The 15,069-nt window shown below is 39.8% G+C and carries 13 protein-coding genes and 1 pseudogene; 3 read left to right on the top strand and 11 right to left on the bottom strand.

Going from position 1 to position 15,069, the window contains the following annotated elements:
• From mltG to yceD, 10 genes and pseudogenes are all read right to left on the bottom strand, one after another.
• On the bottom strand, positions 1-1,011 hold the full coding sequence (gene mltG / locus ACU5DF_RS08935; protein WP_446712605.1) for an endolytic transglycosylase MltG: 1,011 nt from the start codon (positions 1,009-1,011) through the stop codon (positions 1-3).
• Positions 1,005-1,814 carry an aminodeoxychorismate lyase gene (gene pabC, locus ACU5DF_RS08930; RefSeq protein ID WP_446712604.1) on the bottom strand — a complete coding sequence of 270 codons (810 nt, stop codon included), beginning with the start codon at positions 1,812-1,814 and terminating at the stop codon, positions 1,005-1,007. The genes mltG and pabC overlap by 7 nt, the downstream gene beginning before the upstream one ends.
• A 100-nt stretch (positions 1,815-1,914) precedes the next feature.
• Complete coding sequence (fabF, locus tag ACU5DF_RS08925; RefSeq protein WP_045102527.1) at positions 1,915-3,159, bottom strand: beta-ketoacyl-ACP synthase II; 1,245 nt, start codon at positions 3,157-3,159, stop codon at positions 1,915-1,917.
• Between the two features lie 91 nt (positions 3,160-3,250).
• A complete protein-coding gene (acpP, locus tag ACU5DF_RS08920) occupies positions 3,251-3,484 on the bottom strand; it encodes an acyl carrier protein (protein ID WP_017051317.1) in 234 nt (77 codons plus the stop codon).
• Positions 3,485-3,654: 170 nt separating this feature from the next.
• The gene (gene fabG / locus ACU5DF_RS08915) at positions 3,655-4,389 is read right to left on the bottom strand and encodes a 3-oxoacyl-ACP reductase FabG (RefSeq protein WP_446714213.1); all 735 of its coding nucleotides are present in this window, start codon (positions 4,387-4,389) and stop codon (positions 3,655-3,657) included.
• A 19-nt stretch (positions 4,390-4,408) separates the two neighbouring features.
• A complete protein-coding gene (gene fabD / locus ACU5DF_RS08910; protein WP_446712603.1) occupies positions 4,409-5,332 on the bottom strand; it encodes an ACP S-malonyltransferase in 924 nt (307 codons plus the stop codon).
• A 55-nt stretch (positions 5,333-5,387) separates the two neighbouring features.
• The gene (locus ACU5DF_RS08905; RefSeq protein WP_045102529.1) at positions 5,388-6,341 is read right to left on the bottom strand and encodes a beta-ketoacyl-ACP synthase III; all 954 of its coding nucleotides are present in this window, start codon (positions 6,339-6,341) and stop codon (positions 5,388-5,390) included.
• A 5-nt stretch (positions 6,342-6,346) separates the two neighbouring features.
• Positions 6,347-7,375 carry a phosphate acyltransferase PlsX gene (gene plsX / locus ACU5DF_RS08900; RefSeq protein ID WP_446712602.1) on the bottom strand — a complete coding sequence of 343 codons (1,029 nt, stop codon included), beginning with the start codon at positions 7,373-7,375 and terminating at the stop codon, positions 6,347-6,349.
• Between the two features lie 10 nt (positions 7,376-7,385).
• A complete protein-coding gene (gene rpmF / locus ACU5DF_RS08895; RefSeq protein WP_045102531.1) occupies positions 7,386-7,556 on the bottom strand; it encodes a 50S ribosomal protein L32 in 171 nt (56 codons plus the stop codon).
• Positions 7,557-7,572: 16 nt separating this feature from the next.
• Positions 7,573-8,096: pseudogene (gene yceD / locus ACU5DF_RS08890) on the bottom strand (23S rRNA accumulation protein YceD).
• A 133-nt stretch (positions 8,097-8,229) separates the two neighbouring features.
• Here yceD and ACU5DF_RS08885 point away from each other — a divergent pair.
• Positions 8,230-8,811, top strand: a complete 582-nt coding sequence (locus ACU5DF_RS08885) for a Maf family protein (RefSeq protein WP_446712601.1) — start codon at positions 8,230-8,232, stop codon at positions 8,809-8,811.
• 141 nt (positions 8,812-8,952) lie between these two features.
• Here ACU5DF_RS08885 and rluC read toward each other — a convergent pair whose 3' ends face one another.
• Positions 8,953-9,900 (bottom strand): 23S rRNA pseudouridine(955/2504/2580) synthase RluC, encoded by a 948-nt coding sequence (rluC, locus tag ACU5DF_RS08880; protein ID WP_446712600.1) that lies wholly within the window; start codon positions 9,898-9,900, stop codon positions 8,953-8,955.
• A 443-nt stretch (positions 9,901-10,343) separates the two neighbouring features.
• Between rluC and rne the strand changes: the two genes are divergently transcribed.
• Both rne and ACU5DF_RS08870 read left to right on the top strand, forming a co-directional pair.
• Positions 10,344-13,307, top strand: coding sequence for a ribonuclease E (gene rne / locus ACU5DF_RS08875; protein ID WP_446712599.1), 2,964 nt, complete (start codon positions 10,344-10,346; stop codon positions 13,305-13,307).
• A 175-nt stretch (positions 13,308-13,482) separates the two neighbouring features.
• On the top strand, positions 13,483-15,030 hold the full coding sequence (locus ACU5DF_RS08870; RefSeq protein WP_446712598.1) for a SulP family inorganic anion transporter: 1,548 nt from the start codon (positions 13,483-13,485) through the stop codon (positions 15,028-15,030).
• The last annotated feature ends 39 nt before the right edge of the window (positions 15,031-15,069 follow it).

Raw genomic sequence — 15,069 nt, 5'->3', positions numbered from 1 at the left:
TTAATTTCTTAAGGTTCTTAGGTAAGCTCTAACTGCTTTGTTATGCTCAACTAGTGATTTCGTGAATTTATGACCGCCAGTACCATCTGCTACAAAATAAAGATAACGACTAGTTTCTGGGTGAAGAGCTGCTTTTATCGATGCAGGGCCCGCCATTGCAATCGGTGTTGGCGGTAGACCATTTATTGTGTACGTATTATAAGCTGTCGGCGTACGTAGGTCTTTTTTACGAATATTACCATCGTATTTATCTCCCATTCCGTAAATTACAGTTGGATCTGTTTGTAAACGCATTCCACGCTTTAAACGGTTAACAAATACAGAAGATACTCGCTCTCTTTCTGAATCAATCGCTGTTTCTTTTTCAATAATAGAGGCTAAGATCAACGCTTCATAAGATGATTTTAAAGGTAGGTTTGCTGATTTAGTTTTCCACTCTGCATCCAGTACTGTCACTAACGCATTATGAGATCGCTCTAGAATATCAAAGTCACTCATACCTGCCGTATAATGATACGTTTCTGCTAAGAACAACCCTTCTAATTTAGACCGATCAACCCCTAATTTCTCCGCAATTTCTTTTTCTGAAAGATTGCTTAGTTCATGATCTAAGTAAGGTGCCTGCTCTAATTGTTGTTGCCATTCAGAAAAACGACTTCCTTCAACAAAGGTAATCGAAAATTGATGCTCTTTGCCTGTTTTTAATTGAGTTAATACTGTCGCTAAAGATTGGTTAGGTTCAACCCAATATGTGCCTGCTTTAATTTCAGTAAGCTCTGGAAACAATCTATGAGTAAAACGCGACCATTTAGTCTCTGAAATCCATTCTTTCTGTTCAAACTGACGGACCAGTTTTCGATAACTAGTACCTGGTTTTACCTCAATTAACTGAGCATCCTTTAATAAAACATGTTGCTCTGTAAATTGAGTCGCTTGTTGATAGCCCCAAAAGCCAACACCAACCGCTCCTATCGCTATGAGTAAAATAAGGAATAACAATTTCTTTAGCACGAGTACAATCTCTCCTGAAACCTATGTGTAAATTTATGTTGAGTGAATTTTGTATTAACAATTGCATTGATTGGCACAATTTCAAATAAAGCATTAGTAATAAAAACTTCGTCAGCATTTTCTAGCTCACACAGTTCTACACTCACTTCATTTAACTCTAGTTGAGATTTTTCTATCAACTGTTGCAGGTGCTTTTTCATCACCCCTTCTATACCTGAAAAAGATAAATCAGGAGTAAAGATTCTACCACCCTTAATCCAAAAAATATTACCTATCGAGGTTTCTATAACTTTGTTATTAAGATCAAGAACCACAACATCAGTTGTCTCTGTTTTTGCTATTTCATCTTTGATTAATACTTGCTCTAATCGATTTAAATGCTTCATTCCAGCAAGGTGTGGAGATGATAAACCAAGCTTAATCGTAGAGACACCTAATTCAATGCCATTTTTTTGCCATTGCTTATAATGGCTTGGATATTGAAAATCAGACACGATGACTTGAGTGGTCACACAGCCTTCAGGCGAATAACCTCTACCGCCAGCCCCCCGGCTAATTAATATTTTAATACCGCCAAGCGCGATACTTTTCGCAATACTGCAAACCTGCGCTTCTAATTCATGCCAATTAGGAGGCGTCATCATTAAACGTTTTGCGGAGACTCTAAGGCGTTCTAAATGAAAAGGCCATAAACATATTTCACCATTTTCAACTTTCATGGTGGTAAAGAAGCCATCTCCATATTGGGTGCTTCGATCATTAATCGGTAATGTTTCGGATTCAACACCATTAATCCAATACATAGAAACTCCAGATAATAAAAAAGGCGATTTGATATAATATCAAACCGCCTTCAAAATATAACTAACTGAATGAAACTAATTAAGCTTCATAAACAAGTTATTACATTTTCTTAAAGATTAGTGAGCCGTTCGTACCACCGAAGCCGAATGAATTACAAATAGCGTATTCCATATTCGTTACTTTACGAGCAGTATGAGGAACTAGATCAATGTCTAGGCCTTCTTCTGGATCATCAAGATTGATCGTTGGTGGAACAATTTGATCAACCAAAGACAGTGCTGTGATAATTGCTTCAACAGAACCAGCAGCACCTAACAAGTGACCTGTCATTGATTTTGTTGATGATACTAATACTTGCTTAGTACCCGCTTCACCAAGCGCACGTTTAATGCCCTTAACTTCAGCGACATCACCTGCAGGAGTTGAAGTACCATGAGCATTAACATAACCGATTTGTTCACCCGTTACGCCCGCATCACGCATGGCAGCTTCCATCGCTAGCGCACCACCAGAACCGTCTGGCGTTGGTGAGGTCATGTGATAAGCATCACCGCTCATACCAAAACCAACTAATTCACAGTAGATTTTCGCGCCACGAGCTTTTGCGTGTTCATATTCTTCAAGAACCATCATGCCCGCACCATCACCTAGAACAAAACCATCACGGTTTTTGTCCCAAGGACGAGATGCGCCTTGAGGGTTTTCATTATTTGTAGATAGTGCTTTAGCTGCACCAAAACCGCCCATACCTAGCTCTGTAGATGCTTTTTCAGCACCACCCGCTAGCATTGCATCAGCATCACCATAAGCAATCATGCGTGCCGCATGACCAATATTATGAAGACCTGTCGTACAAGCCGTTGAAATTGCGATATTAGGACCACGTAGACCACGCATAATCGACATATGACCAGCGATCATATTAACGATTGTTGAAGGCACGAAAAACGGGCTGATCTTACGAGGGCCTCTTTCTGTAAATGCTTTGTAGCCTGCTTCAATTAAGCCAAGACCACCGATACCAGAACCAATTGCAGCACCAATACGGTGTGCATTTTCTTCAGTAACGTTAAAACCCGAGTCATCTAATGCCTGAATGCCAGCAGCAACACCGTATTGGATAAATAAATCCATTTTACGAGCGTCTTTCTTAGACATGTACTCTTCAGCATTAAAGTCTTTTACTAGACCTGCAAAACGAGTAGTAAACTCAGTGGTATCAAAGTGTTCGATATTACCGATACCACTTTGACCTGCTAACAGCGCTTTCCAAGATGCTTCAACAGTGTTACCCACCGGTGTTAGCATACCCATGCCTGTAACAACTACACGACGTTTGGACACGATATATTTCTCCGGAATTAATTGATATTAGATAGGGATTGTAGCGTATAAAAAACTCAGGCGGTCAAGATGACCGCCTGGAAGGTATTTCTTACTGTGCGCTAGTTACGTAGTCGATAGCAGCTTGAACAGTTGTGATCTTCTCAGCTTCTTCATCTGGGATCTCAGTGTCAAACTCTTCTTCTAAAGCCATTACTAGTTCAACTGTATCTAGTGAATCTGCACCTAGGTCATCAACAAATGATGCTTCGTTTTTAACTTCAGCTTCATCCACACCTAGTTGCTCAATGATGATTTTCTTTACGCGTTCTTCAAGATTGCTCATTTTTAATTTTCCTAATTACAGATTTCGCTGATTTGCGATACTTGCTGTATTTTATTCATTAATAAGAAAGTTGCAAGGCTAAGATCGCTGGTCAAACCACGAAATTCGTGATTTTTAGTGCAATTTTAACCCAAAATTGACTTAAGTCACCCTTAAATCAATTTCATAAATTAAACCATGTACATGCCGCCATTCACATGCAAAGTTTCACCTGTGATGTAAGCTGCTTCTGGAGACGCTAAAAATACTACTGCAGCAGCGATTTCTTTAGGGTCACCTAAACGACCAGCAGGTACAGATGATAGTGTTGCAGCTCGCTGCTCATCATTCAAGGCTTTTGTCATATCAGTTTCGATAAAACCTGGAGCAACCGTATTTACAGTTACACCACGAGAAGCTACTTCACGTGCCATTGATTTAGTAAAACCAATTACGCCCGCTTTCGCTGCTGCGTAGTTTGTTTGACCAGCATTGCCCATAGTACCAACAACAGAACCTACGTTGATAATACGACCATTACGTTTTTTCATCATGCCACGAAGAACTGCTTTAGATAAACGGAAAATTGACGTTAGGTTAGTATCTAAGATATCCATCCATTCATCATCTTTCATACGCATGAGTAAGTTATCACGAGTAATACCAGCATTATTAACTAAAATATCAATCGCACCAAACTCGTCATTAATTGTTTTAAGTACTGTAGCAATAGATTCTGCATCCGTTACATTTAATGCAAGACCTTTACCGTTCTCGCCTAGATACTCACTGATTGCAGCAGCACCATTTTCAGAAGTTGCTGTACCAATAACCGTTGCTCCGCGTGACACTAATTGCTCAGCAATCGCACGACCAATACCACGGCTAGCGCCAGTAACTAAGGCAATTTTGCCTTCTAAATTCATCATTTAATTTTCCCTTTAATTACTTAGCAGCTTCAAGAGAAGCAACGTTATTTACTGCTGCTGCGCTAAGTGATTTAACGATTCGTTTAGTTAAACCAGTAAGTACTTTACCTGGACCAACTTCATATAATGTTTCAACACCTTGTTCAGCCATCATTTCAACAACTTCAGTCCAACGTACTGGACAGTATAATTGACGAACAAGTGCGTCTTTAATTTTTGCAGGATCAGTTTCAGAAATAACATCAACATTATTAATCACTGGCAATGCTGGAGCAGAAAACTCAAGGCTCTCTAATGCGACCGCTAACTTATCAGCCGCAGGTTTCATTAGTGCACAATGAGATGGAACCGATACTGGTAAAGGAAGCGCACGTTTTGCACCCGCTTCTTTACATAATGCACCAGCACGCTCAACAGCATCTTTATTGCCAGCAATAACCACTTGGCCTGGTGAATTAAAGTTTACAGGAGAGACAACCTCACCTTGTGCAGCTTCTTCACATGCTTTAGCAATCGAGTCATTATCTAAACCAATGATAGCAAACATAGCACCAACACCAGCAGGAACCGCTTCTTGCATCAATTGACCACGTAGTTCAACCAGTTTAATTGCTTCTTTAAAGTCAATAACACCCGCACATACAAGTGCTGAGTACTCACCAAGACTATGACCTGCTAAAACTGTTGGTTGTGCTAAACCTTGCTCTTGCCATACACGCCATAATGCAACAGAGGTTGCTAATAATGCAGGCTGAGTACGAAACGTTTGGTTTAAATCTTCCGCTGGACCATTTTGAACAAGTGACCATAAGTCATAACCTAGCGCTTCTGATGCTTCTGCAAAAATTTGCGTTACAACATTATGTTGTTCACCTAATTCAGCAAGCATACCAACAGCTTGAGAGCCTTGTCCTGGAAAAACGATAGCAAAATTGCTCATGAATATTATTTCCTTTAAATAAGCTAGAACACCAAACAGATGTCTAGCTCTTCAATTAAAACTTAACGAGTGCAGAACCCCAAGTGAAACCACCACCAAATGCTTCGAGCAATAATGTTTGGCCTCGTTGGATTCTACCATCACGTACTGCTTCATCTAGCGCTGTAGGCACTGTGGCAGCAGAAGTATTACCGTGACGATCGAGTGTAACAACAACTTGATCCATCGACATGGATAGCTTCTTCGCTGTTGCTTTAATAATTCGTAGATTTGCTTGATGTGGCACTAACCAATCTAACTCAGATTTATCCATTTGATTTTTCTTGAGAGTTTCCTTCACCAAATTAGACAGTTGAGTTACAGCTACTTTAAAGACTTCATTACCAGCCATATATAACCATTTATCTGCTTCATCGTTTTTACGAGAAGGAACTGGCAATGAAAGTAATTGACCAAACTTGCCATCAGCATGTAGGTGAGTAGAAATAATACCCGGCTCTTCACTTTGACCAATGACTACCGCACCTGCACCGTCACCAAATAAGATGACTGTTGAACGATCTGTAGGATCACAAGTATGAGAAACAGCATCTGAACCAATTACCAATACATTTTTTGCCATGCCTGTTTTAATGTGTTGGTCGGCAACACTCAATGCATAAACAAAACCTGAACAAGCCGCTGATAAATCAAATGCCGGACAGCCTTTAATTTCTAGTAACCCTTGAACTTCACATGCAGCAGAAGGAAATGAGTACGTTGGTGTACTCGTAGCTAGAATAATAAGGTCAATATCGTTCTTATCAATTCCTGCCATCTCAATAGCATTAACAGAAGCAAGGTGAGCCATAGTAGCTACAGATTCATTTTCACCGGCAATGCGGCGTTCACTAATACCTGTGCGAGCTAAGATCCACTCATCACTAGTATCGACCATTTTTTCTAAATCCGCGTTCGAGCGAATTTGTGCTGGCAAATAGCTACCAGTACCTAAAATTTTGCTATACATGAAGACTAATAATGCCTCTCGAGTAAAACTGCCTCCAAGCGATCACTAATACGGTTAGGTATTTGACGCTTGACCTCATGAACCGCTTCCTTGATTGCATTGTTAAAGGCAGATATATCTGCACTTCCATGACTTTTAATAACAATGCCGCGCAATCCTATCAGACTTGCGCCGTTATACTGGTCGGGGTTCAACCCTTTTAGGCTAGAAATGACATCCCCAAAAAGCCATTTCGCCAAAATTTGTTTAAACTTTGATGTTATAAGATGTGATTTTAGTTGTTCTAAAAATAAATGCGCTACACCTTCGCTGGTTTTTAAGCAAACATTTCCAACAAAGCCATCACACACTACAACATCAGCAATACCTTGATAAAGTTTATCACCTTCAATATAGCCAATAAACTCGATATTTTGGCACTGATATAACATTTCTGCACAACGCTTTATTTGATCGTTGCCTTTAATTTCTTCTTCACCAATATTCAATAAGGCTACTTTTGCTTTACGGCCTAATGATTGCTCTGCTAATTCAGAGCCCATTACTGCAAATTGGAATAAAGTCTCTGCATCACATGACACATTTGCACCAAGATCTAGCATCCAAGTACATTGATTATTTTTTGTAGGTAACGGACTAATGAGTGCAGGACGTTCAACGCCAGGAAGAAGTTTCAATGTAAAACGGGATAATCCCACTAATGCTCCCGTATTGCCTGCACTAATACACGCTTCTGCGTCTTTACTAGCAACGAGGTCAAGTGCAATTCGCATTGAACTACCACGACTATGTCGAAGTGCTTTAGAAGGTAAAGTATTATTACCGATAGCGCTGTCACTATGAATAATAAAGAGTCTTGAATTGGGGGGGGTATAATTTAGATGTGTTAGCTGTGTAGAAATCTCGTCACGATCTCCCACTATAGATATTTTTAGCTCTGGGAATTGTGACAATGCCTGCACGGCGGCAGGCACTGTAACTTGGGGACCGAAATCCCCACCCATCGCATCAATTGCAATGGTTAGCTGCTGCAAAGCGTCAACCTTACTTGTTGATTACCTTGCGGCCACGGTAGTAACCGTCAGCTGTAACGTTGTGACGAAGGTGAGTTTCGCCACTAGTTGCGTCTACAGATAAAGCAGCTGTAGTTAGTGCATCATGTGAACGACGCATGCCACGCATTGAACGTGATTTTTTGCTCTTTTGTACGGCCATGGACCCTACTCCTCAATTACTGTTGTTTTAAAGATTTTAAAACATCAAACGGATTCGGTTTCTCTTCCTCTTCAGGAATTTCGCCAAATACCAAATTGTTAGATTTGACCTGACAATCTTTAATGTCTCATGCATAGCGACTTGCGGCAACGCTAAAATAAACTCATCAGTTACCAACTCAACGAGATCAACTTCACCTACTTCATTTAAATCTACAAACTCATATTCCTCAGGAACAAGAGCTGCCTTTTCTTCGCTTAAAAAAGGCGTACACGTAAATGATACATTTAGGTGATGTTCAAAATTTTTATTACAGCGTTGACATTCCAACAATACATCGACGTTAGCTTTACCAGAGATAACGGCTAATTGTTGTTCGTCAACTTTAAACGACATCGTGACTTCAGCATCACTTTTCACATCTACAGTAGATTCAGCCAAACGCTTTAAAATATCAGATTGGATGAAACCATCGTAGTCTAATCTTCGTTGAGCGTTTTGGATTGCATCAACTGTTCGTGGTAATTTTACCTTTTGCATAGGGCGCGCATCTTATCTTTCTAAAGCCTTCGAGTCAAAGAAAAACGGCAAAAATTATGCTTTTTTTCTTCCCAGTTGCTATTTCAGCAGAGTTCCTAATAATAAACGAAAAGTTTAAGAAGAAGAACCCATTATGCAACCAAAACTCATTCTAGCTTCAACATCACCGTTTCGCCAGTCGATCTTAGAGAAGATCAAAGTACCTTTTGATGCAATTTCACCCAACTGTGATGAAACACCACAGGAAAATGAATCACCTAACTCGTTAGTGACAAGATTAGCTGAACAAAAAGCACGCTCTTGTAATATAAAAGATCCTAATTTCTTGATCATAGGATCCGACCAGGTTTGTGTCATCAATAATAAAATAATAGGCAAACCACTCACTCGAGAAAAGGCCATTAAGCAACTTCAAGAAGCCAGTGGGCAAGTTATTACCTTCTATACTGGTTTATCATTATTAAATACTACTACGATGATTACAGAGACGCTCTGTGAAGAGTTTCATGTTCACTTTCGTCAGTTAACTACACAACAAATTGAAAATTATATAGATAAAGAAATGCCTCTGTATTGTGCGGGAAGTTTTAAGTGCGAAGGGTTAGGTATTGCTCTATTTAACAAATTAGAAGGAAAAGATCCAAATACACTTATTGGTCTTCCTCTAATCTCATTGATTGATATGTTAGAACGTCAAAATTTCTCAGTACTCTAATATCTAATATCTAATATCTAATATCTAATATCTAATAATAGGTAACTCGTCTACAAGCTAGCTAGCAAACACCAAGCACAAAAAAGCGATAAGCATCTTAACAGCGCTTATCGCTCACAATAACAAAAATGCTAATTGAAATTATTTTTTCGCTCGTAGCCCTTTTAGAACTCGCTCCAACTTAGTTTCCATTGGAGCACTAATATCCATCAACTCTTCAGTTCCTGGGTGAGTAAACTTAATATTTGCCGCATGTAAAAACAGTCGATCTAAGCCAAACTGACCTGAATAAGCATCAAATCGTCTATCACCATAGCGATCATCCCAACCAATTGGGTGACCAGCATGTTGAGCATGTACGCGAATTTGATGAGTACGGCCAGTAATTGGGCTCGCTTGAATTAACGTTGCTTGCTCAAACTTTTCTAAAATTTTAAAACGAGTTTCAGAAGGCTTACCGTTTGGATTAACGCGAACAATACTGTTCACTTCATTTTTAAGTAAAGGTACATTGACTACTTTACAAGTACTTTTCCATTCACCCATCACCAATGCAAAATAATATTTTTGCACCGTTTTATTTCGGAATTGTTCTTGTAATCGGCGTAAAGCAGAACGTTTTTTCGCGATTAGCAAAATACCCGATGTATCTCTATCAATTCTGTGAACTAGCTCTAAAAAACGAGCATCAGGACGTAATGCTCTTAATGCTTCAATTGCACCAAATTTTAAGCCACTACCGCCATGAACGGCAGTACCCGAAGGTTTATTCAAAATAAGAAGGTAATCATCTTCATAAATAATACAACTTTCAAGCTCTGATACCTTTGTTAATTTAACACTAGGTAAATCAGGTGCCGTTGATTCTGGTAGCTTCACAGGAGGGATACGAACAATATCACCCTCTTGGATCTTGTACTCAGGTTTAATACGTTTTTTATTTACACGAACTTCGCCTTTACGGACAATTCGGTAAATCATGCTTTTTGGTACGTTTTTTAAGCGGGCAAGAAGAAAATTATCAATTCGTTGCCCTGCAAAATCGTCATCTATCTCAACGAATTGCACTTTAGGTTTATCTTCATTCATCCGTCTATTCTACTGTCTTAATTCTAATTGATGAACCTTTTTTACCTAAGTTTCAAATAATGACGATTGCTGAGGCTTGAGCTGACTGTTATAGTGAGCCTCTGAAATCAGCCCAGATGGCTATTTCTTCACCTTGGTGAGCATAAAAGCACCAAAAGAACTAAAAATATACTGCTCGAATGCGGTGATGCGGCAATTGGCGTAAGACATCGATACTGCTTTGAGTTTTTTTGCTTGTTATGCCTAAACCATTTTTTATGTTTTAACGACCGCGAATAATTGCGGATCAGCACTATTTTATCGATAGTGTTGATGTGGATTGTGCCCTAGAGCATCCCTGAGTTCCAGCCGTGAGGCTGCACATGTAATCAGCCTTGGGATCTGGCACCATTTGAAATGGATTAAGATAAGCAAGCTCGACAATTTGTAATGAGTATTCCCTAATGAAAAGAATGTTGATTAACGCAACCCAAAAGGAAGAGTTGCGCGTCGCATTAGTTGATGGCCAGCGCCTTTTTGATTTAGATATCGAAAGCCCAGGTCACGAATCTAAAAAAGCTAATATTTATAAAGGTAAAATCACCCGTATCGAACCAAGCTTAGAAGCAGCTTTTGTTGATTACGGTGCTGATCGCCACGGTTTCCTTCCCCTTAAGGAAATCGCTAAAGAATATTTCCCACAAGGTTACACTTATCAAGGTCGTCCAAATATCAAGGACGTATTGCGAGAAGGCCAAGAAGTTATTGTTCAAGTTGAAAAAGAAGAGCGTGGCAACAAAGGCGCTGCTTTAACAACCTTCATATCTCTTGCTGGTAGCTACCTTGTTCTGATGCCAAACAATCCTCGTGCTGGCGGTATTTCTCGTCGAATCGAAGGTGAAGAACGCACCCAACTGAAAGCAGCACTAAGTACATTAGAACTACCTCAAGGTATGGGTCTAATTGTTCGAACTGCTGGTGTTGGTAAGTCTGCAGAAGAACTTGAATGGGATTTAAACGTACTCCTAAACCATTGGGAAGCGGTTAAACACGCCTCTGAATCAAACCAAGCACCTTTCCTAATTCACCAAGAAAGTAACGTAATTGTTCGTGCAATCCGTGATTACTTACGCCGTGATATTGGTGAGATCTTAATTGATAGCCCAAAAATCTTTGATCGTGCTCGCCAACACATTCAACTTATTCGTCCTGACTTTTTGTCTCGCGTTAAGTTATATGAAGGTGAAGTTCCATTATTTAGCCACTATCAAATCGAAAGCCAGATTGAATCTGCTTTTGATCGTGAAGTGCGCTTACCTTCTGGTGGCTCAATCGTTATTGACCCTACAGAAGCATTAACCTCTATTGATATCAACTCTGCTCGTGCAACGAAAGGTGGTGATATTGAAGAAACAGCATTAAATACTAACCTTGAAGCTGCAGATGAGATTGCCCGTCAATTACGTCTACGTGACCTAGGTGGCCTAGTTGTTATCGACTTCATTGATATGACGCCAGTTCGTCATCAACGTGAAGTTGAAAACCGTATGCGTGAAGCTGTTCGTATGGATCGTGCTCGCGTCCAAATCGGTCGTATTTCTCGCTTTGGTTTGTTAGAAATGTCTCGTCAACGCTTAAGTCCATCTTTAGCTGAAGCAAGTCATCACATTTGTCCTCGTTGTACGGGTACAGGTGTGGTTCGTGATAATGAGTCTCTAGCACTATCTGTTCTACGTTTAATTGAAGAAGAGTCTTTAAAAGACAATACAACGCAAGTTCTTGCGGTTGTCCCTGTTGCTATCGCTTCTTACTTACTTAATGAGAAACGTCGTTCAGTTCAACATGTTGAAAAATTCCATAGCGTACGCGTTATTATTGTTCCTAACTCTGACATGGAAACACCACACTTTGAAGTGGTTCGTATCCGTGAAGGTGAAGAACAAGAAATGTTATCTTATCTTCTGCCGAAGAAGCTAGAAGCATTACGTGAAGCTGAAGCAAAAGAAGTTCCTACTGTAAATATTACGCCTAGAAAGCGTGAAGAGCCTGTACTTCAAGGCTTCAGTGCTCCTACTCAAGCAGCTCCTGTAGCAAAAGCACCAGAAGCAAAAGTAGCAGAAACTAAAGTTGTCGCTTCAACAGAAGAGAAGCCAGGTATTATTACTCGTTTCTTCTCTGCAATTGCTAACTTCTTCTCTACACCAGAAACAGCACAACCTGCTGAGCCGGAGAAAAAAGTAGAAGAAGAAACACCAGCACAACCACAGCGTCGTAATCAAAATCGTAACCATGATCGTCGTCGTAACGAAAACGGTCGTAACAACCGCAATGGCCGTCGTAATGGCAATGAAAACCGTAATAACGAGAATCGTAATGATAATCATCGCGGAAAGAAAGTTGAAGATGCGCCAGTAGCTGTAACTAAACCAGTAAAAGCTACCGATAACAAGCCAACTAAACAACCTAAAGTTCGTAAAGAAATTGCAGAACAAGGTATAAAGTTAGCAGCAGAAGCACAACAGCCATCTCCTCAGGTAGCTGAGAAGCCTGTTGAAAAACGAGAAAAAACGGTTCAAGTAAAACAACGTCGTCAACGTCGTCAATTACAGAAGAAAGTGCGTACTGGACAAACTGTTGAAAGTGAAGTGAAAGTTGAAACAGAAATAGCAGTTGTGGTTGACTCTCAAGCACAAGCAGCAGTTTCTGTTGATACGAACACTGAGAAGAATACAGAACGTAAAGAAGGCCAACGTCGTAATCGTCGTTCACCTCGTCATTTACGTGCAAGTGGTCAGCGTCGTCGTCGTCGTGATCGTCGTCCTTTCAACCCTTCTCGTTTATTTGCAGGTGTTGCATCACCTGAACTAGCTATGGGTAAAGTCTTCCCTGACTTCACTCGTATTCTAGAGCAGAAAAAAGCCAAGTTACAACAACAAGGCAAATTTGTAGATAACGAAACTCAAAACGCAAAAGATAAAGTAAATAACTCGACATTAATAAAAACAAATGTCGGTGGTGTTGCTTTCCCTGAAATGGCAATGGGTAAAGTACTACTTCCTTACGTTGCTACGCCTATTATAAACGCTGTAGAAGCAGTCGTTACTGAAACTGTAATTACTAAAACACCAGTAATTGAAACTCCAACAATCAACGAAGCACCTACGAAAGTAGAAACGCCAGTAGTTGAGAAAAAAGTTGAAGTTAAAGAAGAGGTAATGACTCCTACTGTTAAGGTTGTTGCTACAAAACCACAATATAAAGGTCAAGCATCTTCAGGGATGACAAAAGCAAGTGGCCCAACAGAGATTAAAGAGATCACTGTAAAAGCCGCTGCATTGAAAGCTGAACGTTTTGAACCAAAACAAGCGGGTAGCCAAACAGCCACTTCTCAAGCAAGTGCTGCAATGGCAAAAACTGCTGGTTTATAATTTTTTAGGCTAATGCCTTCTAACAAATAAACTATCAATTTAAGCAAGTTACGTTTCGACGTAACTTGCTTTTTTTATAGCGTTTTCATGAATAAACATTGAAGTTCATCACGCTTTTCTGTACGATTCGCGCCATACTGTGCTTGAAAAACAACCAAGAAGATATCTAAAAAACATGTTTGAATTCCCAAAATTTTCTAATCATTCTGTAAAGAATGACGTTTTATCAGGGCTAACCGTTGCGTTAGCTTTAGTTCCTGAAGCAGTTGCATTTGCTTTTGTGGCTGGTGTTGATCCAATGGTTGGCCTTTATGCTGCCTTTATTGTTGGTCTAATTACTTCTATCATTGGCGGACGCCCAGGAATGATCTCTGGTGCTACAGGCGCTATGGCCGTTGTTATGGTTAGCCTTGTTGCTATGCACGGCGTTCAATACCTTTTTGCTGCCATTTTACTCGCCGGCATTTTACAAATTGCAGCAGGCTTATTTAAATTAGGTAAGTTTATTCGAATTGTTCCACACCCAGTAATGATTGGTTTTGTGAATGGTTTAGCTATCGTTATTTTCCTTGCTCAACTTGGTCAATTTAAAGCACCTGATGCTTTGGGTAACTTAGATTGGCTGCAAGGTCCTGAAATGATCTTAATGTTAGGTCTTGTTGCATTAACAATGGCTATCATTCATTTCTTACCAAAATTAACCACCTCTGTTCCTTCTTCATTAGTAGCAATTATTGTCGTTACTGGTTTAGTTCAAGGTTTAGATTTAGATACTCGTACTGTTGTCGATTTCTTGCGTACAATGAGTGGTGATGAAGCTGCAACACTAGCAGGTTCACTTCCTACTTTTTCAGTGCCTAACGTTCCTCTTTCTTTAGAAACGTTATATATCATTTTCCCATACGCATTAATTTTAGCGGCAATCGGTCTGATCGAGTCATTATTAACTCTAACAGTAATTGATGAAATGACAGGTACTCGTGGCCAATCTAACCGTGAATGTGTAGGCCAGGGCGTTGCAAACGTAACTTGTTCTGTATTCGGTGCAATGGGTGGCTGTGCAATGATTGGTCAATCAATGATCAACGTTAACTCTGGTGGTCGTGGTCGTCTATCCGGTATCACTGCCGCTCTTGCTCTACTTGGCTTTATCTTATTTGCTTCAGGCTTAATTGAGATGATCCCACTAGCTGCATTAGTTGGTGTTATGTTTATGGTTGTTATTGGTACATTTGAGTGGGCAACATTTAAATTAGCTCGTCGCGTACCAAAACAAGATTTCTTTGTGATTGTATTAGTAACTGTTGTAACAGTTCTAACTGACCTTGCAGTGGCTGTTGGTGTTGGTGTTATTGCGTCAGCACTTATGTTTGCATGGCAACACGCGAAGCATATTTACTCAACAAACTCAATTAATGATGAAAACTCTAAGGTTTATGAAATCAATGGCCCTATATTCTTTGGTTCTGCTGCTAATTTCTTAGAGTTATTTGATGTGGAAAATGACCCTCAAGATATCATCATCGACTTTGCTTCATCACGTATTGTTGATCATTCAGCAATTGAAGCTATTGATACTATTGCAGATCGTTATTCTAAAGCTGGTAAAAAAGTACATCTTCGCCACTTAAGTCAAGATTGCCATGCTCTACTAAATAAAGCAGGTAGTCTAGTTGAGATTAACGTAAAAGAAGACCCAATCTATAAAGTAGTAAGCCAATAAGCCTTACTGTAATCTAGGCAATGGAAACATTGCATGAAA

Source organism: Aliivibrio wodanis (genome assembly GCF_052920805.1).
The sequence above is the reverse complement of the archived record's forward strand: the minus strand, read 5'-3'. Positions and strand labels throughout refer to the sequence as shown.

Excerpts from the sequence above, each read along its gene's own strand:
- ACU5DF_RS08885 (WP_446712601.1), top strand. The coding sequence starts at position 8,230 with ATGCAACCAAAACTCATTCTAGCTTCAACATCACCGTTTCGCCAGTCG.
- rpmF (WP_045102531.1), bottom strand. The coding sequence starts at position 7,556 with ATGGCCGTACAAAAGAGCAAAAAATCACGTTCAATGCGTGGCATGCGT.
- fabG (WP_446714213.1), bottom strand. The coding sequence starts at position 4,389 with ATGAATTTAGAAGGCAAAATTGCCTTAGTTACTGGCGCTAGCCGTGGT.
- pabC (WP_446712604.1), bottom strand. The coding sequence starts at position 1,814 with ATGTATTGGATTAATGGTGTTGAATCCGAAACATTACCGATTAATGAT.
- fabD (WP_446712603.1), bottom strand. The coding sequence starts at position 5,332 with ATGAGCAATTTTGCTATCGTTTTTCCAGGACAAGGCTCTCAAGCTGTT.
- rluC (WP_446712600.1), bottom strand. The coding sequence starts at position 9,900 with ATGAATGAAGATAAACCTAAAGTGCAATTCGTTGAGATAGATGACGAT.
- ACU5DF_RS08870 (WP_446712598.1), top strand. The coding sequence starts at position 13,483 with ATGTTTGAATTCCCAAAATTTTCTAATCATTCTGTAAAGAATGACGTT.
- rne (WP_446712599.1), top strand. The coding sequence starts at position 10,344 with ATGAAAAGAATGTTGATTAACGCAACCCAAAAGGAAGAGTTGCGCGTC.
- ACU5DF_RS08905 (WP_045102529.1), bottom strand. The coding sequence starts at position 6,341 with ATGTATAGCAAAATTTTAGGTACTGGTAGCTATTTGCCAGCACAAATT.
- acpP (WP_017051317.1), bottom strand. The coding sequence starts at position 3,484 with ATGAGCAATCTTGAAGAACGCGTAAAGAAAATCATCATTGAGCAACTA.